At 73.0% G+C, this 26490-nt stretch carries 8 protein-coding genes; 1 reads left to right on the plus strand and 7 read right to left on the minus strand.

The window, feature by feature from the left end:
* Positions 1-63: 63 nt before the first annotated feature.
* Positions 64-1659 carry a BamB-related PQQ repeat family beta-propellar protein gene (locus RLT58_RS17290; protein ID WP_311311279.1) on the minus strand — a complete coding sequence of 532 codons (1596 nt, stop codon included), beginning with the start codon at positions 1657-1659 and terminating at the stop codon, positions 64-66.
* 44 nt (positions 1660-1703) lie between these two features.
* The gene (locus RLT58_RS17295; RefSeq protein WP_311311280.1) at positions 1704-3299 is read right to left on the minus strand and encodes an AMP-binding protein; all 1596 of its coding nucleotides are present in this window, start codon (positions 3297-3299) and stop codon (positions 1704-1706) included.
* 73 nt (positions 3300-3372) lie between these two features.
* Between RLT58_RS17295 and RLT58_RS17300 the strand changes: the two genes are divergently transcribed.
* Positions 3373-3642, plus strand: a complete 270-nt coding sequence (locus RLT58_RS17300) for a phosphopantetheine-binding protein (RefSeq protein WP_311311281.1) — start codon at positions 3373-3375, stop codon at positions 3640-3642.
* A gap of 71 nt (positions 3643-3713) precedes the next feature.
* Here RLT58_RS17300 and RLT58_RS17305 read toward each other — a convergent pair whose 3' ends face one another.
* The 5 genes from RLT58_RS17305 to RLT58_RS17325 form a co-directional block, all read right to left on the minus strand.
* Positions 3714-4964, minus strand: a complete 1251-nt coding sequence (locus RLT58_RS17305) for a pyridoxal phosphate-dependent aminotransferase (RefSeq protein WP_311311282.1) — start codon at positions 4962-4964, stop codon at positions 3714-3716.
* Entirely contained in the window at positions 4961-6343 is a 1383-nt protein-coding gene (locus tag RLT58_RS17310) for a KamA family radical SAM protein (RefSeq protein WP_311311283.1), read from the minus strand. Before RLT58_RS17310 ends, RLT58_RS17305 begins: the two co-directional genes overlap by 4 nt.
* A 228-nt stretch (positions 6344-6571) precedes the next feature.
* The gene (locus RLT58_RS17315) at positions 6572-8200 is read right to left on the minus strand and encodes an MFS transporter (protein ID WP_311311284.1); all 1629 of its coding nucleotides are present in this window, start codon (positions 8198-8200) and stop codon (positions 6572-6574) included.
* 168 nt (positions 8201-8368) lie between these two features.
* Positions 8369-9961: an AMP-binding protein gene (locus RLT58_RS17320; protein ID WP_311311285.1), complete on the minus strand. Its 1593-nt coding sequence runs from the start codon at positions 9959-9961 to the stop codon at positions 8369-8371.
* A 43-nt stretch (positions 9962-10004) separates the two neighbouring features.
* Positions 10005-26432, minus strand: a complete 16428-nt coding sequence (locus tag RLT58_RS17325) for an SDR family NAD(P)-dependent oxidoreductase (protein ID WP_311311286.1) — start codon at positions 26430-26432, stop codon at positions 10005-10007.
* Positions 26433-26490 lie beyond the last annotated feature (58 nt).

The following is a 26490-nucleotide window of genomic DNA, read 5'->3' on the forward strand; positions in this document are numbered from 1 at the left end:
CGTACGCGACGACGGAAGTGGCCGGCACCCCCTCGGGCGCCGGCCACTTCCGTGTGCCTGGTGCTACTTGCCGTCCACGGTGAAGGCGTAGAAGGTGCCCTCGGTGCTGCTGCCGGTGGTGCCGGCGCCGTCGGCGAACCGGGCGTAGCCGTTGCCCCAGTAGACGGTGCCGTCGACGACCGCGGGGCCCGCGTTCGAGGAGTACGGCGCGGTGAACTCCCACAGATAGGCGCCGGTGGCCACGTCCAGCGCGTACATGTGACCACTGGTGGAGCCGCCGAAGACGACGCCGTTGGCGGCGGTCAGCGCGCCCCAGGCGAAGCCGTCGGTACGGTCGGCGACCTGCCAGAGGATCTTGCCGGTCGCCGGGTCGAGCGCGGCGAAGGAGCTGCGCGTGGTGGTGGTGCCGTCGGCCAGCTGGTACTCCAGCCTGTTGAAGTTGGCCTCGGCGATGTAGATCCGCTTGTCGTCGTTGGCCGTGCCCCACTCGATGCCGCCGACGTGTCCGCCGGGACCGGCCGCGGCGCTCCAGACGACCTCGCCGGTGGTGGCGTCCATCAGCCAGTACTCGCCGCTCTTCTCACCCGCGCCGATCACCTTGCGGGCACGGCCGTTCTTCCCCTTGACGGTGAACAGGTGCGCCCCGTCGCCGAAGTCGTAGTCGTAGCCCGGGTTCGGCGGGCAGTTGTTGGGCGGCAGCCCGGGCAGGCAGCCGGTGTTCCAGGCGTCGAACCGCTTGGCGCCGGTGTGCCACTTGATCCGGCCGGTGGTCATGTCCAGGGCCAGGACGGTGTCGACGTAGTTGTCGTCCCGGTAGCACTCGGCGGGCGTGCCGCCGGCCGTCTGGCAGTCGGAGACGGACTGCGGGACCGTGTAGTTGTTCCCGGTGGTGAAGTACACCGTGTTGGTCGACGGGTCCAGGGCCGGGGTGCCCCAGACGGCGACACCGCTGTAGCCGCCGGTCTTCCCGCCGTTGTCCGGGGTGGTGAACTGGCGCCACAGCACCTTGCCGGTCGCCGCGGAGACGGCGTTCACGCTGCCCCGGAAGGTGCAGCACGGGTACGTGGGGTCGTAGGCGCCCTCGGACTCGCGGGAGGAGACGCCCTGGTAGATCACCCCGTTGTGCACGACCGGCGACTGTGTCAGCACGGCCTTGTACTGGGTGTCGATCTCGCGCGTCCACACCTTGTTGCCGGTCTTCGCGTCGACCGACATCAGGACGGCCTTGGTCCAGTCGGCTATGTACACCCTGCCGTTGACGACCGTCGGGCTGGACCGGGAGACGGAGGCCGCGTCACCGGTGTACTCGGACACCTTGTGCGACCAGATCTCCTTGCCGGTCTTCGCGTCGATCTTGTGCAGATAGCCGCCCCAGTCGGGGAAGTAGACCGCGCCGCCGACGACCGCGGGCGTCGCGGACACGTCGCCGTGGGTGGCGTACGTCCACTTGGCCTTCAGCCGGCTCGCGTTGTTCTTGGTGATCGTGTGCTCCTGGGCGGCAGAGCGGCTGTTGCCCAGGTCGTGCCCGCCGGTCGGCCACTCGGCCTGCGCGGCACACGCGTTGGACGGCGCGAGGCCGAGGGTGGCCGCCATCGCCATGGCGGCGAACAGGGTGAACCTGCGGGCCGTCTTCCGCGGCGACCAGGGTCTTGTGTACATGGCTGACTGTCCTCCTGAGGACGGTGGTGGGAGTGGTTGCGGGTTCATGCGACAGGGACCGGCACCCGGGCGCCGTGCCGCTCGGCCGCGAGCGCGGTGAGCGCCAGCCGGTCGGTCTTCTTGTTGGTGTTGAGAGGGAACTCGTCCAGCCGGTGGTAGTGGCGCGGGATCAGCTGGGCGGGCAGGACGGGCGACAGATCGCGCAGGAACTCCTGCGGGGAGCGCCGCTCGCCGAGGTAGAAGGCGACCAGTTCGGTGCTGTTGGCCACCGGGACGCCGACGACGACGGCCCCGCCGACCGGGGACGCGGCGCGCAGCGCGTGCTCCACCTCGGCCAGTTCGACGCGGTAGCCCTGGACCTGCACCTGGGAGTCCATCCGGCCCAGGTAGACCAGCTCACCGCCGGCGAGCCGGCGGACCCGGTCGCCCGTGCGGTACCAGCGCACCCCGTCCTGCTCCAGGTACTTGCCCAGGCCGTCCTGCGGATCGAGGTAGCCGGCCGACAGCTGCGGGCCGGAGAGCCACAGTTCGCCCTCGTCGGCGGCGGGTTCACCGCGCTCGTCGAGCAGCAGCTCGCCGTGGCCGTCGTGGAGCAGCCCGAGCGGGACCACCCCGTTGACGCCGAGCCGGGTCGACTCCTCGGGGTGCCAGCGGTGGCGGTGGGTGGTGATGGTCATCTCGGTCGGCCCGTAGACGTTGATCACAGCGGAGTCCGGGGCGGCCCGCTGCCAGGCGTCGGTGTCCTCGAACTGAAGGGCCTCGCCGCCGAAGAACGTCCAGCGCAGCGACGGCATCCGGCCCGGCTCCAGCCGCCCGGTGCGGCGCGACAGCGAGATCACGCTCGGCGCCGAGAACCACACGGTGATGCCGTGCTGCGCCACGAAGCCGGGCAGGTCGCGGTAGGCGTGCGGGGGGACGGAGACGAGCGGGGCGCCGGCCGCCCAGGCGCACCACAGGTCCGAGACCGCCGAGTCCCAGTTGAGGTTGGCGGCCTGGGAGAAGACGTCCGCCTCGGTGAAGTCGTACCAGTCGTCCATCAGCGCGAAGTAGTGCGCCATGTTGCCGTGGGTGAGCCGGACTCCCTTGGGGCGGCCGGTGGAGCCCGAGGTGAACAGGACGTACGCCACGTCCTGCGGCGCTGCGGACCGGGGCGCCGCGAGCGCGGTGTCCGGGGCCGCCGTCAGCGGCCGCAGCGCGGTGCCGTCGGCCAGGGCCCGCGTCCCGGCCCCGTCGAGGTGGGGCGCCAGCACCGGGAGGTCCCCGAGCTCCGCTCCCGTACTCCCGGCGAGCAGGGCCGCGCCCTCCTCGTCCACGACCAGGGCGGAGACCTCCGCCGCCCCCAGCATCGAGACGATCTTGCCGGCCGGGAAGTCGGCCGGGACCGGGACCGCGGGCAGTCCCGCGTACAGGCTCGCCAGAATGGCGACGTACGCGATCGGGCTGCGGCCGGTCAGGATGCCGACGGCCTTCGGCGGACCGCCGGGGGCGGCCAGCAGGGCGCCCGCCCAGGACAGGGCCGCGGCATGGGCGGTGGTGTAGTCGACGGTCTCCCCGCCCACGCGCACCGCCACTCCTCGCGGCGATTTCTCCAGGCCGCGCAGGAAACGTGCGTGCAGCGCGCCTGGCGCCAATGATTCCATTTCCGCTCCTCATTTCCCGGCACATTCACGGGACACATTGACAGCCGTCGAAGGCCGCCCTCATCATTCCCTTATGCCAGAACTCACGAATCACACCTGGGACGAAGCCTTCGAGGCCGTCATCCGCCCGTTCCTGCCCTATCTCGACCTGTCCGACAAACTGGCCGAAGATTCGCAGCTCAAGGAACTCGGACTGGACTCGATGGGCACGATCGAGCTGCTCGCGGCACTGGAAAGCGCCTATTCGGTGCGTTTCCTGGACGACGCCCTGAAGCTGGAGAATTTCGCCAGCCCGGACATCCTCTGGAATACGCTGATCACCAAAACAGAATCCGCCGCGTGAGAAAAACGACCGACTGCCCGGCCCGACACGGATATCGCATCCGGGTCGGGCCGCTCTCATTCAGGAACGCCTCATAAGAGCCGCTGGAAACTCTCCTCGATCCGGTCGAGAACGGACCGGACATGGGGCAGCGCGAGCGGGTCGTCGGCCGCCAGCGACCTTTCCTGCTGCTCCGCGTCCGCGCCGTAGAGCATGCTGGTCGCGCACTTGAAGCGCAGGGCCCCCGGCTCGTCGCCGAGCAGATGGCCGGCGAGGACCACGATCCCCAGGTCGAGCATCCGCCGGGCCAGCGAAGCGGAGTCGTCCACGTCGTGCTTGGCCAGCTCCTCGCGGACCGGCTCGAAGTCCGGGTAGACGTAGAACGCCCCGGTCGGCGGCCGGCAGCGGGCCCCGGCGTCGACGGTGATGCGGTGGACCTCACGGGCGACGGCCCCGTGCAGCCGGGCGCTGGCCCGCAGCCGGTCCCGCACCTCCTCGGGCTCGGCGAAGGCGTACGCGGCCACCTCCTGCATCGGCCCCGCCAGGGTCGACCAGATCTCGCTGGCCACGGAGACCACACCGCCGCGGATCCACTCGCCCCACGGGCCCTCGGGGAAGCGGGCCACCCCGATGCGCCAGCCGCCCACGGCCAGGCTCTTGCTGAGACCGGTGGCGACCACGGTGATGCCGGGGGCCACCTCGGCGGGGCTGAGGTAGTCGGCATCCGGATCGTGCATGACGTCCCGGTAGATCTCGTCCGAGACGATCAGCAGGCCCTCCTCCTCGGCGATCGCGCACAGTTCGCGGATCATCGCGGGCGGGGCGAGGGTGCCGGTCGGGTTGTCCGGCAGGGTCAGCACCATGATGCGCGGGTCGTGGCCCAGTGTCCGGGCCGCCCGGATCGTCTCCCGCAGCACGGCCGGGTCCGGGACCCCGCCGCACTCCTGCGGGATCGGCACGGCGATCGGGTGCTTGCCGGCCAGCCGCGCCTGGGGCGCGTAGGTGTTCCACGCCGGGCGCGGCAGCAGCACATCGCCCGGGACCGTCAGGTTGACGGCCATGAGCAGCGGCTTGCTGCCCGGGGCGACCACGATCTGCTCCGGGTCCGTGGGCAGCCTGCGGCGGCCGAAGTAGCCCGCCGCCGCCTCGCGTACCTCCGCCGAACCGGCCACCGGGCCGTACGCGTTGCGGTGCGCCCCCGCGACGAGCCGCTCCACCAGGGGCCCGAAGGCCGGCAGCCTGGACTCGCCGAAACCGAGGTGGACCAATTGCTCACCGGCTGCCTGCCGCTGCGCCACCAGCTGGTTGAGCGCCAGGTTCGGGGACATCCTCATGCCGCTCATGCCTGGCTCCCCACGGGCGCGGCGGCCCTCGTGCCGAAGAGTTCGGGCTCGCCCGACCAGGCCGGTCCGGCGATGGCGCGGGCGATGTCGGCGGGCACCGAGCGGTCGAAGCGCAGTTCGTCGAGCCAGGCGGCGTCCGGGTCGTAGTGCGCGAGGAAGGGGCGGCCGACGAGCGAGGGGTCACGGGCCTGCATCATGCGCAGCTGGAAGAAGCGGCCCTCGGCCTTCTCGACGATCCCGTCCACCGCGACCTTGCCGGGCGTCGCGGACATCACCGGGCCGCGCACGGTGCGGGCCAGTCCCGGCAGGGTGCTGTAGGCGTCGCGGTAGATCTCCGCCGCGCGGGCGAGCGGCACCCGGAAGTAGTCGTGCGGGCCGGTGTCGCGCTCGACGAACATGTAGTACGGCACGGCGCCCGCGGCGAGTTCGGCCCTCCACATCCGGCTCCACACGTCCGGGTCGTCGTTGACCTTGGCGATCAGCGGGGCCTGGCAGTAGACCAGGGCGCCGGTGGCCCGGATGCGGGCGACCGCCCGCCGGGCGAGGTCCGTCTCCAGTTCGCGGGGGTGGCTGAAGTGGGCCATCACGGCGAGGTTGCGGCCGGAGGCGACGACCTTCTCGAACAGCCTCAGGACGTCGTCCGCGTCGGGGTCGGTGACGTAGCGCTGCGGCCAGTACGCGACGGACTTCGTACCGATCCTGATGGTCCGCACGCTGTCCAGCAGGAGCAGCGGCTCCAGGTGGTTGCGCAGCCGCTCGGTGGTCATCACCATCGGGTCGCCGCCGGTGACGAGCACGTCACCCGCGTCGGGATGGGCCTCCAGGTAGCTGATCAGCCCGCGCGGGTCCGGGGCGGCGAAGCGCAGTTCGGTGTCGCCGACGAACTGGGCCCAGCGGAAGCAGTAGGTGCAGTACGCGTGGCAGGTCTGGCCCTGGCTCGGAAAGTACAGGACCGTCTCGCGGTACTTGTGCTGCATGCCGGGGATCTCGACGCCCTCCAGGGTGGGGACGTTGAGTTCCTTCTGCCCGGAGGGATGCGGGTTGAGCCGGCCCCGGATCTGCTGGACCAGGGCGCGCAGGGCGATCTTGCTCGCGGGGTCGGCGGAGAGGGTGGCCAGATCCCGTTCGTTCTGTTCGGTCAGCATCCCCCGCTGGGGGAAGACCAGTTGGAACATCGGGTCGTCGGGGATGCGGTCCCAGTCGATCAGCTGCGACAGGACGTACTCGTTGACCCGGAAGGGCAGCACCATCGACACGAGCCGGACGGTCTCCCGTATGTCGGCGGGCAGGCCGTGGCGGTCGGCTATCTCATCGAGCTGCCGTGGTCCGTAGGCGCGGAACCGTGCCGCCTCGGCCGAATCGGTTGCCAGCAGGGACATGCGGATATTCCTCCAGCCTGGTGCCTGGCAGTTCGAGCGTGTGCTCGAACACGATGCGATGCTAGGGACGCGAATCGGCCACCGGACCCCAGAACCGACCCCAGCCCTACCCTTACGACGGCCCCCCGCCGGGGCTGGGGTGGGCATGGTGAAGCCGCCCAGGAGCGACGGGGGTCGGGCTCCTGGACGGCTGTCTCCGGGGCCCGGCGAAGACCGGGCGAAGAGGTGCTACGCGAGGCCGGTGCCGGGCTCCTGGGCGGCTGCCTTGGAGGTCTGCGCGGCGGTCTCGGGCTCGGCCGGCTCGGCGGCGCGCGCGTTGTCGTGCTGGACGGAGCGCAGTCCGACCAGGGCCACCACGGCGGCCCCCGCCATCACGACGGCACCGGCCACGGACGCCGCGTGCACCTCGGTGGTGAACGCGGCGCGCGCGGCGTCGACCAGGTTCCCCGACGCGTCGCCCGACAGCCGTCCGGCCGCCGCCAGCGCACCGCCGATGGTCTCCTTCGCCTGGTCCAGCGCACCGGCCGGCACCCCGGCGGGCGCCTCCAGCGCATCGCTGTTGCGGTAGGCGGTGGCGCCGATGCTGCCGAGGACGGCGACCCCGAGGGCGCCGCCCAGCTCCTGGCAGGTCTGCAGCAGCGCGGAGGCCGTACCGGCGCGCTCCGGCGGCACCTGTCCGACGACGAGTTCGGTGACCAGGGTGAGGACCGGGGTGAGACCGACCGCGAGCGCGATGATGCCGATCAGGATCAGCACCAGGCCGTCCTTCTCCGGCACCTGGGTGAGCATCAGCAGGGCGACGGTGGCCAGGCCGAAACCGCTGGCGATGATGACGGCCGGGCGCACGGTGCGCACCAGGACGGTGGCGACCGGCACGACGGCGCCGACCGCGATGGTGCCGGGGATCGTCCACAGCGCGGACTTCAGGGCGCTCATCCCGAGGACCGACTGCATGTACTGGGTGGAGAAGAGCGAGTAGCCGACCAGGGTGAAGCAGGCCAGCATGTTGACGGTCACCGAGGCGCCGAACGCCCGGTTGCGGAAGAGCGAGACATCGATCATCGGGTCGCTGCTGGCGCGCTGGCGGCGCAGGAACACCGGGACGATGGCGAGGCCCACCACGATCGCGACGACATAGGGGACCGAGAAGCCGTCCACGGCGATCTTCTTGAAGCCGTAGATGACCGGCAGGACCACGGCGAGCGAGAGCGCGGCGCTGATCAGGTCGAGCTTGCCGGCTGCGGCGTCCTTGAACTCCGGCAGCAGGAACGGCGCCGCGACCAGCAGGAGCAGCATCACGGGCACGTTGATGAGGAAGACCGAGCCCCACCAGAAGCCGGCCAGCAGGGCGCCGCTGACCACCGGGCCGAGCGCGGCGCCGGCGGCCATGCCGGTGGACCAGACGGCGAGCGCGGTACGGCGCTGGGTCTGGTCGCGGAACAGGTTCCGGATGAGGGCGAGCGTGGAGGGCATCAGGGTGGCGCCGCCGAGGCCCTGGAACGCGCGGGCGCTGATCACCATCTCGGGGCTGGAGGCGTAGGCCGCCAGCAGCGAGCCGCCGCCGAAGACCACGGCACCGATCAGCAGGAGCCGGCGCCGGCCGATGCGGTCGCCGAGCGCGCCCATGGTGAGCAGGACCCCGGACAGCACGAAGCCGTAGATGTCGATCATCCACAGCTGCTGGCTGCCGGACGGCCCCAGGTCCTCGCTGATGGCCGGGATGGCGAAGTAGAGGACGGTCAGGTCCATCGAGACGAGCAGCACGGGCAGGATCAGGACGCCGAGGGCGATCCATTCCTTGCGGCCCGCTCTGGCCTCCGGTGCGGTGGTGGCGTTCTCGCTCTGGGAGCTGGTCATGGAAGCTGTCCAATGCTGTGGGGACGGGACGTATCTACCAGTGAACGGAAAGTCCTGCGCGGCAGGGTCCTCCGTGCACGGGAACAGGGGTGGAAACAGGGCCCCGAATAGGGGTCGGAACAGGGGTCGGGGCCCGGACACCGGGTCCGGGCCCCTCACGTACGGCGGTCAGGCCCCGGTGACGAGCGCCGCCAGCGCCCTGCGGTCCGTCTTGCCGTTGGGGGTGAGCGGCAGGGCGGGGATCAGCTCGACCCTCCTCGGCACCATGTAGTCGGGCAGGGTCTCCTTGCAGAAGGCGCTGACCGCCACGGGCAGGGCGTCGAAGCCGCGGGACGGCACCACGTACGCGTACAGCTCGGGGTCCTCGCCAGGCCGGGGCCGCACCACCACCGCGGCTGCCTCGACCCCCGGGAACTCCAGCAGCCGGCGCTCGATCTCGCCCAGCTCCACCCGGTTCCCGCGCATCTTGACCTGGAGGTCGGAGCGCCCGACGAAGTAGAGCTCCCCGCTCTCGCCCCGGTAGGCCAGGTCGCTCGACTTGTACACGAGCTGGCCCGACGCGGGGTTGAGCGGATCGGGCACGAGCACGGACCGGGTCGCCTCGGGGTCGTCCCAGTACCCGGTGAACAGCGACGGACCGCGCAGATGGATCTCGCCCACCACGCCCGGCTCCTCCACGGGACGGCCCTCGTCGTCGATCAGGAGCATCTCCGCGCCGGGGTAGGCGAATCCGATGGACAGCTTGTCGACGCCCTCGGGCAGCGGACGGGGCACATCGGTGAGGGAGAAGGCCATCGCCTCGGTCGGGCCGAAGCAGTTCACCACCCGGGCCTGCGGCAACAGGCCCTGCAGCTGCCGCAGTTCGGGCAGCGGGAAGGCCTCGCCGGAGAACAGCACCCCGCGCACCTGCCCCGCCAGCGCGGCCAGCCCCTTGGACTCGTGGCGCAGCACGGGCCGCCAGATGGACGGCACCCCGTCGACCTGGGTGGCCCCGGTGTCGGCGAGGAAGCGCAGCAGCCGGCGCGGCCAGTGCATCAGTTCGCGCGGTACGGGGATCAGCTGGGCGCCCGAGCCGAGCGCCAGGCCGATGTCCAGCAGCGCGAAGTCGAACTGGAGCGGCGAGGTGGTGGCCAGCCGGTCCTGGGCGGTGACGATCGCGTGCCGGAGCATGCCCCGGTAGAAGGAGAGCACCCCCCGGTGGCTCATGACCACGCCCTTGGGGCGGCCCGTGGTGCCCGAAGTGAAGATCATGTACGCGGCGTCGGTGGAGACCGGGTCGCGCCGGTGGCGGGTACGCGGTACCGGCGCGCGTTCCACGCTCACCCCGTCGGGGCCGAAGCGGGCCGTACCGACGGACTCCGGCACCCCGCCCCGTCCTCCGGTCACCGCCTGGAGGTGCAGGGCGGGGCGGGCGGTGGCGGTGATGGCCAGCAGCCGGGCGTCGGGGACGTCGGGGCTGACCGGGATGAAGGTGAGCCCGAGCATCGAGCAGGCGAGCAGCGCGGCCACGGCGGAGGCCGAGTTGTCGCTCTCCAGGATCACCCGGTCCCCGATGTCGAGGCCGAGCGCGTCCAGCGTCAGGGCGTAGTCGTGGGCCCTGCGCTCCAGTTGGCGGTAGCTCAGCACCCGGGAGGTGCCGTCGCCGGCGGCCTCCCAGACGGCCGGGCTGTCGGGTGCGGTCCCGGCCGCCGCCAGCATGAATTCATGGATGCGTTCCGCCGGGGCGCCGACCGCCGCCGGGTGGCGCGTACTCAGGCTCATCGCCCGGCCTCCTCTGCTCGTCCGTGTGCGCGTCGTCCAGTGCTCATGAGGAGATCCGCTCCTTGATGTCCTTCAGCCAGCTGTCGATGACGGGGGCCGTCGTGTCGACGTGCTGCTCGACGATGGTGAAATGCGTGCCCGGGACGGTCGCCACGGTGTCCGCGCCCTCCCAGTCGGCCTGCCAGTCCCGGCCGCCGATCCCGGCGTCCTCGCCCGCCTCGAAGAGGTCACCGGCCCGGACGAACAGCACGGGCGCCTCGATGTCCGCCTGGCCGAACTGCGGCAGCAGCTCCACGTACCGCCCCATCGCGGAGAGTTCGGCGCTGCTGAAGGAGCCGAGCGTGGCCGCCTTGTCGGGGACGGCGAAGGCCATCTGGTCGAAGATCGCGTCGTTGGTCCGGCCCATGTAGTACGTGTCCAGCAGGACGAGTCCGGCCGGCCGCACCCCGTGCACCCGCTCCAGGCGTGCCGCGGTGGCGTGGGCCAGCAGACCTCCCGAGGAGAAGCCGAGCAGCACGAACGGATCGCCGTCGGCGGTCCGCAGGACGGCCTCGGCGAGGACGTCAACGGCCGCGTCGAAGGACTCCGGCAGCGCGTCCCCGCGTGCGAACCCGGGGGTGGGGATCCCGGACACCGGCACCGAGAGCCGGGCCGCGAGCCGTGCGTGCTGGTGCACTCCGCCGGCCACGGTCGGGGTGCTGAGGCAGATCAGCCGGGGCGGCGTCGGCCCCTCGGCTGCGGGCTTCGTGCGGGGACCGTACGAGACCGCTTCGGGCAGCACCTCCAGATCGGCCGCCGAGGCGAAGGAGGGCCGCAGCGCGGCCACCGCACGCAGCATGGCCAGACCGGGCTGGAGGTTCCCCGACATGATCGCGTCGAGGAACAGCCCGTACAGGGTGTCGTCGATCCCGTTCCCGGCGTCCGGGGCGGGCGCGGCGCTCTGCCCCGCCTCCCCCTCGGCGGCGGCCAGCCGCCCGGCGAGCTGCCGGGCGAGGTCGAGCGGGTTCCTGCTGTCGAAGACCACCATGGCCGGCAGCGAGAGCCCGGAGGCGGCATTCAGCCGGTTGCGCAGTTCGACGGCGGTCAGCGAGTCGAACCCGGCCTCCAGGAAGCCCGCCTCGGCGTCGACCGCGCCGGGGTCGGCGTGCCCCAGCACCTCGGCGGCATGGCCGAGCACCTCGTCGAGCACGACCCGGGTCCGGGCCGCCTCGTCGAGCCCGCGCACCTTCCGGACCAGCCCGCCCGCCTCCCGGGCCGTGACCGCTGCTCCGGCCCGGCGGCGTCCGGCGGGCGCCAGGGCCCGCAGCAGCGCGGGCACTTCGTCCGTACGGGCCCGCAGCGCGCCCAGGTCGACCCGGAGCGGCACGAGCGCCCCGGCGTCGGCGGCGACGGCCGCGTCGAAGAGCCACAGGCCCTCCTCCTCGGTCAGCGCCGGGGTCCCGGTGCGCCGCATCCGCTGGAGGTCGGCCTCGCCCAGCCACTGGCTGAGCCCGGTCTCGGTGGCCCACAGCCCGAAGGCCATGGAGGTGGCGGCGAGCCCCTGCGCGCGGCGGTGCGCGGCGAGGGCGTCCAGGAAGACGTTGGCCGCCGCGTAGTTGCCCTGCCCGGCCGCCATGACGAGGCCGCCGGCCGAGGAGAACAGCGCGAACACGGACAGGTCGAGCCCGGCGGTCAGCTCGTGCAGATGCCAGGCGGCGTCCGCCTTGGCCGCCAGCACCCGGTCCACCTGATCGGGGGTGAGCGCCCCGACCAGACCGTTGTGGGCGATTCCGGCCGCGTGGACGACTCCGCGCAGCGGGTGCGCCGGGTCGATGCCCCCGATCAGCGCGGCCGCGGCCGCCCGGTCGGAGACGTCGCAGGCGGCGATCTCCACCTCGGCCCCGAGCGCGGCCAGTTCGTCGCGGAGCCCGGCCGCGTTGGGCGCGCCGAGCCCGCGCCGGCCTGCCAGCACCAGGTGCCGTACGCCGTGCTCGGTGACCAGATGACGGGCGACGATCGCGCCCAGCCCCCCGGTGCCGCCGGTGATCAGAACGGTCCCGTCCGGGTCCCACGGGGTCTCCCCGCCGGGCGCCGCGGACCGGGCGAGCCGGGGCGCGAGCACCTTGTCCCGGCGCACGGCCAGTTCCGGTTCGTCCGAGGAGAGCGCGGCGGCCAGCGCCCTCGGCGACGGCTCGCCCTCCTCCAGGTCCAGCAGTACGAACCGGCCCGGGTTCTCCGCCTGCGCCGCCCGCACCAGACCCCACACCGGAGCCTGCCGCACATCGACCGGGTCGCCGTCTGCGACGGCCGCCGCAGACCGTGTCACCAGCACCAGCCGGGACCGCGCGAACCTCGGCTCGGCCAGCCACCGCTGCACGGCGGCGAGCGCCGCGTCCACGGCGGTGCGCACCCCGGCCGGGACCTCCCGCTCACCGCCCGCGCCGGGCCCGTCCGCGAGGACGGGCAGCAGCACCAGGTCCGGCACATCGGCCCCCGCCGCGCCCAGCGCGTCGAGCCCCGCGACCACCGGAACCCCGGCGGCCTCCAGACCGGGCCCGGCGACCGCCCAGTCCCCGCGCGGCCCGCTGCCGCCGCCGACCGGCTGCCACTCGACGGCCAGCAGCGCGTCCCGGAACCCGGCGCTGCCGAGCTGTTCGGCCGCCACCGGCCGCAGTTGCAGCGCGTCCACCGAGGCCACGGGGGCCCCGGCCGGGTCGGTGAGGTCGATGCGCACGGCGTTGCGCAGGCCCTCGACCGGGGCGAGCCGGACCCGTACGGCCGTCGCTGACGTCGCGTGCAGGGTGACGCCGGACCAGGAGAAGGGGAGCAGCGCCTGACCCGCGTCCTCCTCGGCCCCGAGCCCGCCGAAGCCGAGCGCGTGCAGCGAGGCGTCCAGCAGGGCCGGGTGCAGTCCGAAGCGCCCGGCGTCCGGATGCGCCTGCTCGGGCAGCGCGATCTCGGCGCAGAGCGCGTCCCCGTGCCGCCAGGCCGCCGTCAGCCCCTGGAACACGGGGCCGTAGCCGAAGCCGCGCTCCTGGAGGCCGTCGTACAGCCCGTCGGCGTCCAGCTCCTGCGCACCGGCGGGCGGCCAGACGGCGAGCCCGTCGCCCGCAGCACCGGCGGTGGGGGCGAGGACACCGTCGGCGTGCCGGGTCCAGGGCTCCTCGGGACTGCTCTCCGGCCGCGAGTACACACGGACGGTGCGCCGGGCCCGCGCGTCGGGCTCGCCGACGACGACCTGGAGCGCGACGCCGCCCCGTTCCGGCAGGACGAGCGGTGCGTAGAGGGTCAGTTCCTCCAGCAGCCCGCAGCCGACGTGGTCGGCGGCCCGGAGCGCGAGCTCCACGAAGCCCGTGCCGGGAAGCAGGATGCTGCCGTGCACGGCGTGATCGGCCACCCAGGGCTGGGCGTCCAGGGAGATCCTGGCGGTGAAGGTCACCGTGTCGGAGTCGGGGGACGTCACGACGGCCGCGAGCAGCGGGTGATCCAGCGCGTCCTGGCCCACGGCCACGGCGTCGGTCGCCGGCTTGGCCGCGTCCACCCAGTAGCGGGTGCGCTGGAAGGGGTACGTGGGAAGGTCGACCCGACGCGCGCCGGTACCGGCGTAGAACGCTTCCCAGTCCACCCGGACACCGTCCACATGCAGCCGGGCCACGGCCGTGACCAGGGCCTCCGGCTCGGGCCGGTTCCGGCGCACGGCCGGCACGAGGACGCGCTCGCCGCCGCCCTCGTGGGGTGCGCCGTCGGCGTCGACGATCTGCTGGGCGAGGCCGGTCAGGATGCCGTCCGGGCCGATCTCCAGGAACCGGGTGACGCCCTGCCGCTCCAGCGCGTCCACGGCATCGACGAAGCGGACGGGCCTGCGGACCTGGTCGACCCAGTACTCCGGGGACTGCCAGTCCGAGGACAGCTCGCCGGTGACGGTGGAGACGACCTGGAGACGCGGCTCGCTGTACACCAGACCCTGCGCCACCGCCCGGAACTCGTCCAGCATCGGCTCCATCAGGGCCGAGTGGAAGGCGTGCGAGACGGCGAGCCTGCTGGTCTTGCGGCCTGCGGCGGCGAAGTGCTCTCCGACGGCGAGCGCGGCGGCCTCGGTGCCCGAAACGACGACGGACTGCGGCCCGTTGACCGCCGCGATGCCCACGCCGTCCGTCAGCAGCGGCAGGACCTCGTCCTCCGACGCCTGGACCGCGACCATCACACCACCAGTAGGAAGCTCCTGCATCAGCCGACCACGCGCCACCACCAGTCGGGCCGCGTCCGCGAGGGAGAGAACCCCCGCCACATGGGCGGCGGCCAGCTCACCGATGGAGTGCCCGACCACCACGTCCGGCGTCACGCCCCATGCCTCGACGAGCCGGAACAGCGCCACCTCGAAGGCGAACAGCGCGGGTTGCGTGAGCGCGGTCGCGTTCAGCGCCTCCACGTCCTCACCCCACACCACCTCGCGCAACGACCGCCCGAGGTGCGCGTCGACCTCCGCACACACCGCGTCGAACGCGCCCGCGAACACCGGGAACGCGTCGTACAGCCCGCGCCCCATATCCAGCCGCTGCGCGCCCTGCCCGGTGAACAGGAACGCCGTCCTTCCGCTGCGGCGCGCCTGGCCGACGGCCACAGCGGGCGCGTTGCGCCCCTGGGCCAGGGCGGTCAGACCGCGCAGCAGCTCCTCGTTCTCCGCGCCCACGACCACGGCACGGTGGGCGAAGGCGGTGCGGGTGGCGACCAGCGACAGCCCGAGATCGGCCGGAGCCGTGTCGGGCCGCTCCGCGACCTGCTCCAGCAGCCGCTCGGCCCGAGCCGCCAGGGCCTGCGGACTCTTGGCCGACAACACCCAGGGCACGGAAGGGAGTCCGGCGCCCGGGGACACCGTCTCCGCGACCGCCTCGGGCGCTTCCTCGACGATCACATGGGCGTTGGTCCCGCTGATCCCGAAGGAGGAGACGCCGGCCCGGCGCGGCCGGTCCGTGGGCTCCCACTCGCGGGCCTCGGTGAGCAGTGCGACGTTCCCGGCGGCCCAGTCGACCTGGTCCGACGGCGCGTCCACGTGCAGCGTCCTCGGCAGGACCCCGTGGCGCATGGCCATGACCATCTTGATGACCCCCGCGACGCCGGAGGACGCCTGCGTGTGGCCCATGTTGGACTTGATGGAGCCGAGCCACAGCGGCCGGTCCTCCGCGCGCCCCTGGCCGTAGGTGGCCAGCAGCGCCTGCGCCTCGATCGGGTCGCCCAGAGTGGTGCCGGTGCCGTGCGCCTCGACGGCGTCGACCTCGGCGGCCGTCAGGCCCGCGTTGGCGAGGGCCTGACGGATGACCCGCTGCTGGGACGGCCCGTTGGGGGCCGTCATGCCGTTGCTCGCGCCGTCCTGGTTGAGCGCGGAGCCACGGAGGACGGCGACCACGGGGTGGCCGTTGCGCCGGGCGTCGGAGAGCCGCTCCAGCAGGAGGACGCCGGCGCCCTCGCCCCAGGCGACGCCGTCCGCCGAGGCCGCGAAGGACTTGGACCGGCCGTCGGGGGCGAGCCCGCGCTGCCGGCTGAACTCCACGAACATGCCCGGGGTGCCCATGACGGCGACCCCGCCGGCCAGAGCCAGCGAGCATTCGCCGGACCGGATGGCCTGGGCGGCCATGTGCAGGGCCACGAGCGAGGACGAGCAGGCGGTGTCGACGGTGACGGAGGGCCCTTCGAGGCCCAGCGTGTACGAGGTGCGGCCGGAGACGAGGCTGCCGCCGCTGCTGGCCGCGGCCTCCACGCCGAGTGCGTAGTCGTGGTACATCACCCCGGCGAACACCCCGGTCGACGACCCCTTGAGCGTGGTCGGGTCGATCCCGGCCCGCTCGATCGCCTCCCAGGACACTTCAAGGAGCTGTCGCTGCTGAGGGTCCATCATCAGCGCCTCGTTGGGGCTGATCCCGAAGAACACCGGGTCGAAGTCCGCTGCCTCGTAGAGGAAGCCGCCCTCCCGTGCGTACGTCCGGCCGGGCGCACCCGGCTCCGGGTCGTACACCTCCGGGTCCCAGCCTCGGTCCGTCGGAAACTCGCCGATGGCGTCGACGCCGTCCGCGACCAGCCGCCACAGCTCTTCCGGGGTGGTCACCCCGCCCGGGTACCGGCAGCCCATCCCGACGATCACCACCGGGTCGTCGTCGTCCGCCCCGCCAACGACGGACGGCGTACGAGCGGCCACGAGCGCGGCCCGGTCCGAACCGGCCACCTCCTCGCCCATGAACGCGGCGACCGCCTGAGCACTCGGGTAGTCGAAGATCAGCGTGGCGGGGAGCCGGAGGCCCGTCGCCTCACCGAGCCGGTTGCGCAGCTCGACGGCAGCGAGCGAGTCGAAGCCCAGTTCGCTGAAGGCCCGTTCGGGTTCGATCGCCTCGGCGGAGGCATGTCCGAGCACGCCGGCCACCTGGGCCCGTACGAGGTCCAGGAGCGCGTCGGCGCGCGCAACCGCGTCGAGTCCGGCCAGCCGGGCAAGGAGCCCGTCACCGCCGTCGGCGGACTGTGCGCTGCGGCGTACGGGAACCCGTACGAGCCCCCGCAGCAGGGCGGGAAGCCCGGCGGCACGGGTGCGCAGGACGTTCATGTCGATCCGGAGCGGCACGGTGGCGGCCAGGCCCGACGCCAGCGCGGCATCGAACAGCGCCAGCCCCTCGGCCTCGGACAGCGCGGGCAGCCCCTGGGACGCCATCCGCTCCGAGGCCAGGTCCAGCATGTCGACGCTGGTCATGCCGGTGTCGACGGCCCAGAGGCCGAACGCCATGGAACTGGCCGGAAGCCCTTCGGCATGACGACGGACAGCAAGCGCATCCAGGAAAACATTGGCCGCCGCGTAGTTGCCCTGCCCAGCCGCCAGCACAAGACCACCGGCAGAGGAAAACATCACAAACGCCGACAAGTCCAGATCACGGGTCAACTCATGCAGATACCACGCCGCATCCACCTTCGGACGCAACACCGCATCCACACGCTCCACCGTCAACGAACCAACCACACCGTTGTCCGCGACACCAGCCACATGCACCACACCACGAAGCGGATACGCCGGATCCACCGACGCGATCACCCCCGCCAACGCATCCCGGTCCGCCACATCACACGCGGCCACGGACACCGACGCACCCAGACCGGACAGCTCCGCGACCAGATCACCAACACCCGGCGCCCCCGCACCCCGACGACCGACCAGCAACAGACTCCGCACACCATGCACAGACACCAGATGACGCGCCACCCGCGCACCCAGACCACCCGTACCACCCGTGATCAACACGGTCCCGTCCGCACCCCACACCGGACCCGAACCCCCACCCGTGGCACGCACCAGACGCGGCACCCACACCACACCATCCCGCACCACCAACTCCGGCTCACCCAGAACCGCCACCCGCTCCCACGGCACCGAACCATCCGTATCCACCAACACGAACCGGCCCGGATTCTCCGCCTGCGCCGCCCGCACCAAACCCCACACCGGAGCCTGCCGCACATCCACCACATCACCATCACCCACAGCCACCGCACCCCGCGTGACCACCGCCAACACCACACCCCCAGCCCGCTCCACCGACAACCACTCCTGCACCACACCCAACACACGACCCACCACGCCACGCACCGCACCCGGAACGTCCTCGTCCAGGCCGCGCAGTCCGCACTCGAATACGACCGGCGCGGGTACGTCGGCCGAGGGCGGCGTGTGCGTGGCGGGAAGCTGGTTCCAGGCGATACGGAAGAGGGAGTCGTGCCCGTCGGTGTCGAGCTGCTCGGTGGAGACGGGCCGGCCGACGACCGCGCCAACGGTGGCCACGGGGGCTCCGGTGGCGTCGGCGACCTGCAAGGAGAGGCTTTCCGGGGTGGGCTGGGTGATGCGTACCCGTACGACGGAAGCACCCGTCGCGTGCAGGGTGACGTCCCGCCATACGAAGGGCAGTACAGTCTCGTCGCCGCCGGTGCCGTTCACCAGTGCCGCGTGCATCGCGGCGTCCAGGAGCGCCGGGTGGATGCCGAACTTCTCGGCCTCGGCGTGGGCCTGCTCCGGGAGGGCCACCTCCGCGTACAGCACCTCGCCGTCCCGCCAGGCGGCCTTGAGCCCCTGGAAGGTCGGCCCGTATCCGAAGCCCCGCTCGCGCAGCCCCTCGTACGCACCGTCCAAAGGCAGTTCGTCCGCCCCTGCGGGCGGCCAGGCCGAGAGGTCGAAGCCGGTGGCCCCGGCGCCGGAGGCGAGTACGCCGTCGGCATGCAGGGTCCAGGGCAGATCCGGGCGGTCCTCGGCCCGGGAGTAGACGCTCACCGAACGCCGGGCGGAGGCGTCGGCGGCGCCGAGCACCATCTGCACGGCCACGGCCCCGCGCTCGGGGAGGATGAGCGGCGCCTGAAGGGCCAGCTCCTCCAGGACGTCGCAGCCGACCTGGTCACCGGCCCGGATGGCCAGCTCCACGAAACCGGTGCCCGGCAGCAGGACGGACCCGAGGACGTCGTGGTCGGCGATCCAGCCGTGCGTACCGGCCGAGAGCCGGCCGGTGAAGGTGACCACGTCGGTGTCGGGGGACGGCAGCACCGCACCGAGCAGCGGGTGCCCGGCATCGGTCAGACCGGCCGTCGCCATGCTGCCGCCGCCGGAAGCGATCCAGGAGTTGGCGAGGTACTCCTCGGTGCCGACCCAGTAGCGGGTGCGCTGGAAGGCGTACGTGGGCAGCTCCACCCGGCGCGCACCGGAGCCGGCGTAGAAGGCCTCCCAGTCCACCCGAGCACCCTCCACATACAACCGCCCCAGGGCCGCGACCACGGCTTCCGGCTCCGGACGGTTCCTGCGCAGCAGCGGAACGGACACACCGGACTCAGTGCCGAGCGCGGTGAGCACCGCGTCCGGGCCGATCTCCACGAACGTCCGCGCGCCCCACTCCTCGGCACTGCGGACCGCGTCCGCGAACCGGACGGGCCGGCGGACCTGATCGACCCAGTACTCCGGCGACTGCCACTCCGACGAGAGCTGGCCCGTGACCGTGGAGACCACCGACAGACGCGGCTCGTTGAAGACCAGCCCCGCCGCCACCTCCCGGAACGCCGACAACATCGGCTCCATCAACGCCGAATGGAACGCATGCGAGACAGACAGCCGACTCGTCTTACGACCGAGCGCGGCAAAGTGCTCACCCACCGCCAGCGCGGCAGCCTCCGTCCCGGAAACCACCACGGACGTAGGTCCGTTGACGGCCGCAATGCCCACACCCTCCGTCAGCAGCGGCCGGACTTCCGCCTCGGTCGCCTGGACCGCGACCATCGCACCACCGGCAGGAAGCTCCTGCATCAACCGACCACGAGCCACCACCAACCGGACCGCATCCGCCAGCGACAGAACCCCCGCCACATGCGCGGCAGCCACCTCACCAATGGAGTGCCCCACCACCACATCAGGCGTCACACCCCAGCCCTCGACCAACCGGAACAACGCCACCTCGAACGCGAACAGCGCGGGCTGTGCCATCGCTGTCGCGTTCAACGCCTCCGCGTCCTCGCCCCACGCCACCTCGCGCAGCGGCCGATCCAGGTGTGCGTCGATCTCCGCGCACACGGCGTCGAACGCCTCCGCGAACCGCGGAAACGCTTCATACAGCCCACGCCCCATTCCCAGCCGCTGCGCGCCCTGCCCCGTGAACAGGAACGCCGTCCTGCCCTGCGCCACCACTCCCCGCACCAGTTCCGGATGGTCCGCGCCCGCCGCGAGGGCTGTCAGCGCGTCCACTCGGTCGCCGAGCACCACCGCGCGGTGCTCGAACGCCGCCTTCGAGGTCACCAGGGAGAACCCGATGTCCTCGGGGGCGTACTCATCGGCCACCGTCAACAGCCGCGCGGCCTGACCGGCCAGCGCCTCCGGCGACTTGGCCGACACCACCCAGGGGACCGACGGGAGTTCGGCCCGCTCCGTCACCGGCTCCTCCGCGTCGGCGGGGGCCTCCTCGACGATCACATGGGCGTTCGTCCCGCTGATCCCGAACGAGGAGATGCCCGCGCGCCTCGGCCGTTCGCCCGGCTGCCACTCCCGGGCCTCGGTCAGCAGCTCCACCTCACCGGCCGACCAGTCGATCTGGTCCGAGCGCTCCTCCGCGTGCAGGGACGGCGGCAGCACACCGTGCCGCATCGCCATGACCATCTTGATGATGCCCGCGACCCCGGCCGCCGCCTGCGTGTGACCCATGTTGGACTTGATGGAGCCCAGCCACAGCGGCCGGCCCTCGGGCCTGTCCCGGCCGTAGGTGGCGAGCAGGGCCTGAGCCTCGATCGGGTCGCCCAGGGTCGTCCCGGTGCCGTGCGCCTCGACGGCGTCGACCTCGGCGGCCGTCAGGCCCGCGTTGGCGAGGGCCTGACGGATGACGCGCTGCTGGGACGGCCCGTTGGGGGCGGTCAGACCGTTGCTGGCGCCGTCCTGGTTGAGGGCCGAGCCCCGGACCACCGCGAGGACCGGGTGGCCGTTGCGCCGCGCGTCCGACAGCCGCTCCAGCAGCAGGACACCCGCGCCCTCGCCCCAGCCGGTGCCGTTGGCGCCGATGCCGAAAGACTTGCAGCGGCCGTCCGGGGCCAGGCCGCGCTGCCGGCTGAACTCCACGAAGACCTCGGGGGTGGCCATCACGGCCACGCCTCCGGCCAGCGCGAGCGAGCACTCGCCGGACCGCAGCGCCTGGGCCGCCATGTGCAGTGCCACCAGCGAGGACGAGCACGCCGTGTCCACGGTGACGGCCGGGCCTTCCAGTCCGAACACGTACGAGACGCGTCCGGAGGCGATGGCTCCCGTGCTGTTGTTGGCCGCGTAGTCGTGGTACATCATCCCGGCGTAGTAGCCGGTCATGCTGGACCGCAGGGTCTCCGGGTCGATCCCGGCCCGCTCGAACGCCTCCCAGGCCGTCTCCAGCAGCAGGAACTGCTGCGGGTCCATGACGGCGGCCTCGTTGGGGCTGATCCCGAAGAACGCCGGGTCGAACTCCCCGGCCTCGTGCAGGAATCCGCCCTCGTTGGCGTAGCTGGTGTGCGGGCGCTCGGAGGTGGGGTCGTAGATGCGGTCGAGGTCCCAGCCCCGGTTGCCGGGGAAGCCGGTGACGGCGTCCACGCCGTCGGCGACGAGCCGCCACAGCTCCTCGGGCGAGGTCACCCCGCCCGGGTAGCGGCAGGCCATGGAGACGATGACGATCGGGTCGTCCTCGTCGGAGCCCGCCGTGAGGGCCGCGCGCGAGGGCCGCACCTCGTCGGCCGATCCGCCGAGTTCGTCGAGCAGGTGCCGGGCCAGGGCACGGGGGCTCGGGTAGTCGAAGGCCAGGGTCGCGGGCAGCCGGACCTCGGCGGCGGCGCTGACGGCGTTGCGGAACTCGACGGCCGTGAGCGAGTCGAAGCCGAGTTCGCTGAACGCGCGGGTCCCGTCGACCGCGTCCGGCCCGGGGTAGCCGAGGGCCACCGCGACCTGGGTACGCACCAGGTCGAGCAGGACGGTCTCCTGCTCCTCCCGGCCGAGACCGGCCAGCCGGCCGCGCAGGGCCCCGGCCGCCTCCGGCGTGGAGGCGGCGGCGCGCCGGGGCCGTACGCGCACGAGCTTCCGGAACAGCGGTGGCAGGGCGTCGCCCGCCTCCGCCAGGGTGCGCACGTCCAGCCGGATCGGCAGGACGACGGGGGTGCCGACCGTCAGGGCCCGGTCGAAGAGGTCCAGGCCGTACGCGGAGGTGAGGGCGCCGATGCCGGTCCGGCTCATGCGCTGGAGGTCGGCGTCGGTCAGGGCGCCGGACATGCCGCTCGCCCACAGCCCCCAGGCGAGGGACAGGGCGGGCAGGCCGTGGGCCCGGCGGTGGGCGGCGAGCCCGTCGAGCAGGGCGTTCGCCGCGCCGTAGTTGCCCTGTCCGGGCACGCCGAGCACGCCCGTGGCGGAGGAGAACAGCACGAAGGCCGACAGCTCCAGGCCGCGCGTCAGTTCGTGCAGGTGCAGCGCGGCATCGGCCTTGGCCCGCAGGACGGTGTCCAGGCTCTGCGGGGTCAGCGAGGCGATCAGCGTGTCGTCGAGCACCCCGGCGAGGTGGACGACGCCGGTGAGCGGCACCCCGGTGACGAGGGCGGCGAGCGCGTCGCGGTCCGCGACGTCGCAGGCCCGTACGGTGGCCTCCGCGCCGAGGCCCCGGAGTTCGGCGCGCAGCTCCACCGCGCCGGGGGCGTCCGTGCCGCGCCGGGAGACCAGCAGCAGGCTCCGCACCCCGTGGTGCTCGACGAGCCGGCGGGCCACCAGGCGGCCGAGCGCGCCGGTCGCACCGGTGACCAGGACGGTGCCGTTGCCGAAGTCCGGGCGCACACGCCGCTCGGGGTCGTCCGTGAGGCGGGTGAGGCGGGCGCCGTACACGGTCGTGCCGCGCACGAGGGTCTGGGACTCGCCGGAGGCCAGCGCGGCGGCGGCCTGCTCGGCGTCGGTGAGGTCGTCGAGGTCCGCGAGGAGGAACCGTCCGGGGTGTTCCGCCTGCGCGGAGCGCACCAGGCCCCAGACCGCGGACCCGGCCAGGTCGGTGACGTCCTCGTGGGTGCCGCCGTCGCGGGCGACCGCCCCGCTGGTCGCGACGAGCAGGCGCGAGCCCGCGTACCGCTCGTCGGCCAGCCAGCGCTGGAGCGCGGCAAGTGTCTCGGTGGTGGCGGCACGGATGGCCCCGGGGTCGGTGCCGCTGTGCCGGGACCGCAGGACGACGCTCTCGGGCACCGGCCCGTCGGCGTCCAGGTCGGACCAGTCGACCGGCGCGAACCGGGCTTCCACCACCGGGACTTCGGCCCAGTCCAGGGCGAACAGGGACTCGTGGGCGACCGTGCGGGCGGCGGCGAGCTGCTCGGCGGAGACCTCGCGCATCGCGAGGGAGTCGACGGACAGCACGGGCCGGCCGGACTCGTCGGCGACGGACAGCGCGAGGGAGCCCGCGCCGTCCGGGGCGATCCGGACCCGCAGCCGCGCGGCACCGGAGGCGTGCAGCCGTACCCCCGTCCAGACGAAGGGCAGGACCGGGCCGGTGGCCCCGGCGAAGAGGTCCGTGAACACGGAACCGTGCAGGGAGGCGTCCAGCAGCGCCGGGTGCAGACCGAACGCGGCGGCCCCGGGCCGCGCCCGCTCGGGCAGCGCGACCTCGGCGAAGATCTCGGTCCCGGACCGCCAGGCGGCCGTCAGCCCCCGGAAGGCGGGCCCGTACGCGAGACCGGCGGCGGCCAGCTCCTCGTACACGCCGTCCGTCGCGATCGGTGTCGCGGCGGCGGGCGGCCAGGCGGCCAGGTCGAAGGAGGCGGAGCCGGCGGTCGTGGCCGCCAGCACCCCGGCCGCGTGCAGCGTCCAGGGCTGGTCGGGCTGGTCGTCGCGGCGCGAGTGCACGCTGACCGGGCGCCGGCCGGAGGCGTCCGCCGCGCCGACCTCGACCTGAAGGGCGACGGCACCCCGCTCCGGGAGGACGAGCGGGGCCCGGAGCATCAGCTCGTCGAGCGACTCGCAGCCGACCTGGTCACCGGCGCGGACGGCCAGTTCGACGAAGCCGGTGCCGGGGAAGACGACGGAGTCGCCGACGACGTGGTCGGCCAGCCACGGCTGGGACGACACGGACAGCCGGCCGGTCAGGACGACACCGCCGGAGTCGGCGAGCGAGACGACGGCACCGAGCAGCGGATGCTCGGCGGCGGCGAGCCCGGCGGCCGAGAGGTCACCGGCGGACGCACTGCCCTCGACCCAGTAACGGGTGCGCTGGAAGGCGTACGTGGGAAGGTCGACGCGGCGCGCACCGGAACCGGCGTAGAACGCGTCCCAGCCGACGTCGGCCCCCCGCGCCCAGGCCGTCCCGAGCCCGGTCAGGGTCTCGCGGGCCTCGACGCGGTCGCGGCGCAGCAGCGGGACGAAAGCGGTGGTGTCGTCGGTGGCCGAACCGGCGCCGACGGCGGTCAGTACGGCGTCCGGCCCGATCTCCACGAACGTCCGCGCGCCCAGGCCCTCGGCGGTGCGGACGGCATCCGCGAACCGGACCGGCCGGCGGACCTGGTCGACCCAGTACTCCGGCGACCGCCACTCCGAGGACAGCGCGCCGGAGACGGTCGAGACCACCGAGACGGTCGGCTCTCCATAGGCCAGCCCGGCCGCGACCGCCCGGAACTCCTCCAGCATCGGTTCCATCAGCGCCGAGTGGAAGGCGTGCGAGACGGCGAGCCTGCTCGTCTTGCGGCCGAGAGCGGAAAAGTGCTCGCCCACCGCGAGGGCCGCCGTCTCGGTGCCCGACACCACCACGGCCTGCGGGCCGTTGACCGCCGCGATGCCCACGCCCTCGGTCAGCACCGCCAGGACCTCGGCCTCGGTCGCCTGGACTGCCACCATCACGCCACCGGCGGGAAGCTCCTGCATCAACCGACCACGCGCCACCACCAGTCGGGCCGCATCCGCCAGGGACAGCACACCGGAGACATGGGCGGCGGCCAGCTCACCGATGGAGTGCCCGACCACCACATCAGGGGTCACACCCCACGCCTCGACCAGCCGGAACAACGCCACCTCAAAGGCGAACAGCGCGGGCTGGGTGAGCGCGGTCGCGTTCAGCGCCTCCGCGTCCTCACCCCACACCACCTCGCGCAACGACCGCCCGAGGTGCGCGTCGACCTCCGCACACACCGCGTCGAACGCCGCCGCGAACACCGGGAACGCCTCGTACAACCCACGGCCCATCCCCAGCCGCTGCGCACCCTGACCCGTGAACAGAAACGCCGTCCTGCCCTGCGTGACCGTCCCCCGCACCAGCCCGGGGTGCGCCGCCTGCCCCTCGGCCAGTGCCGCGAGACCGGAGAGGGCCGCGTCACGGCTCTCCGCGAGGACCACCGCGCGGTGGTCGAGGGAGGCGCGCCCGGTCGCCAGGGAGTACGTGAGGTCGGCTTCGGACAGCTCCGGACCGGCCGTGACACGGGCGTGCACCCGGCCCGCCTGGGCGGCGAGGGCCGGGGCGTCGCGGGCGGAGACCAGCCAGGGCAGGAGGGCGGGCAGCGGGGTGACGGCGGGGGCCTCGGAGGTCTCGGGGCTTTTGTCCGTGTCCGCCGCCGGTTCCTCGGCCGGCTCCTCCGGGGCCTCCTCAAGGATGATGTGGGCGTTGGTGCCGCTCACTCCGAAGGCCGAGACACCGGCCCGTCGCGGGCGGTCCTCGGCCCGCTCCCACTCCCGGGTCTCGGTCAGCAGCCGGACCCGCCCGGCGGACCAGTCGACATGGCTCGACGGCTCGTCCACGTGGAGCGTCCTGGGCAGCACGCCGTGGCGCAGTGCCTCGACCATCTTGATGATGCTGCCGACACCGGCGGCGGCCTGGGCGTGGCCCATGTTGGACTTGATGGAGCCGAGCCACAGCGGCCGGTCCTCCTCGCGCCCCTGGCCGTAGGTGGCCAGCAGGGCCTGCGCCTCGATCGGGTCGCCCAGGGTCGTGCCGGTGCCGTGCCCCTCGACGACGTCGACGTGGGCGGCGGAGAGCCGGGCGTTGGCGAGGGCCTGGCGGATGACGCGTTGCTGGGCGCGGCCGTTGGGGGCGGTCAGGCCGTTGCTGGCGCCGTCCTGGTTGACGGCGGAGCCACGGACGACGGCGAGGACGGGGTGGCCGTTGCGCCGGGCGTCCGCGAGCCGTTCGAGGACGAGCATGCCCGCGCCCTCGGACCAGCCGGTGCCGTCGGCGGCCTCGGCGAAGGCCTTGCAGCGGCCGTCGGGGGCGAGGCCGCGCTGCCGGCTGAACGCGATGAACGGCGACGGGGTCGACATCACCATGACGCCGCCCGCCAGGGCCAGCGAGCATTCGCGCTGCCGCAGCGCCTGCGCCGCCAGGTGGAGGGAGACCAGCGAGGAGGAGCAGGCGGTGTCGATGGTGACGGCGGGGCCTTCGAGGCCCAGGGCGTAGGAGATCCGGCCGGAGATGACGGCGGCGGCGTTGCCGGTGGTCATATAGGCCTCGGCGACCTCGCCCGCCGCCCCGACGATGTACTCGTAGTCCTGGATCCCGGAGCCCGCGAACACGCCGACGGGCTTGCCGCGCAGCGACTCCGGGTCGATCCCGGCCCGCTCGATCGCCTCCCAGGACACCTCCAGCAGCAGCCGCTGCTGCGGGTCCATGGTGAGCGCCTCATTGGGGCTGATCCCGAAGAAGCCGGCGTCGAATCCGGCGACGTCGCTGACGAAGCCGCCCTCGTTGACGTAACTGCTGCCGGACCCGCCGCTGCTGTCGGCCTCGTCGCCGCGCAGGGCGTCGAGGTCCCAGCCCCGGTCGGTGGGGAAGGTGGAGATGGCGTCCCGGCCCTCGGCCACGAGCCGCCACAGGTCCTCGGGGGTGCTGACGCCTCCCGGGTAGCGGCAGCTCATCGCCACCACGGCGATGGGTTCGTGGTCCTGGTTCTCGGCCTCCTGGAGCCTGCGCCGGGTCTGGTGCAGATCCGCCGTGACCCGCTTGAGGTAGTCGAGAAGCCGTGCGTCGTCATTGGACATGTTGGGTCCCACCGAGTCCTTGTTCATGCCGTGAGGTCGAGTCGGGTCGCGGGGTTGC

Source organism: Streptomyces sp. ITFR-16 (assembly GCF_031844705.1).
In the GTDB taxonomy this organism is placed as follows: domain Bacteria; phylum Actinomycetota; class Actinomycetes; order Streptomycetales; family Streptomycetaceae; genus Streptomyces.

What these genes read in the sequence shown, in the direction of transcription:
- RLT58_RS17290 (WP_311311279.1), bottom strand. Translation starts at nt 1,659, where the DNA reads ATGTACACAAGACCCTGGTCGCCGCGGAAGACGGCCCGCAGGTTCACC.
- RLT58_RS17295 (WP_311311280.1), bottom strand. Translation starts at nt 3,299, where the DNA reads ATGGAATCATTGGCGCCAGGCGCGCTGCACGCACGTTTCCTGCGCGGC.
- RLT58_RS17300 (WP_311311281.1), top strand. Translation starts at nt 3,373, where the DNA reads ATGCCAGAACTCACGAATCACACCTGGGACGAAGCCTTCGAGGCCGTC.
- RLT58_RS17305 (WP_311311282.1), bottom strand. Translation starts at nt 4,964, where the DNA reads ATGAGCGGCATGAGGATGTCCCCGAACCTGGCGCTCAACCAGCTGGTG.
- RLT58_RS17310 (WP_311311283.1), bottom strand. Translation starts at nt 6,343, where the DNA reads ATGTCCCTGCTGGCAACCGATTCGGCCGAGGCGGCACGGTTCCGCGCC.
- RLT58_RS17315 (WP_311311284.1), bottom strand. Translation starts at nt 8,200, where the DNA reads ATGACCAGCTCCCAGAGCGAGAACGCCACCACCGCACCGGAGGCCAGA.
- RLT58_RS17320 (WP_311311285.1), bottom strand. Translation starts at nt 9,961, where the DNA reads ATGAGCCTGAGTACGCGCCACCCGGCGGCGGTCGGCGCCCCGGCGGAA.
- RLT58_RS17325 (WP_311311286.1), bottom strand. Translation starts at nt 26,432, where the DNA reads ATGTCCAATGACGACGCACGGCTTCTCGACTACCTCAAGCGGGTCACG.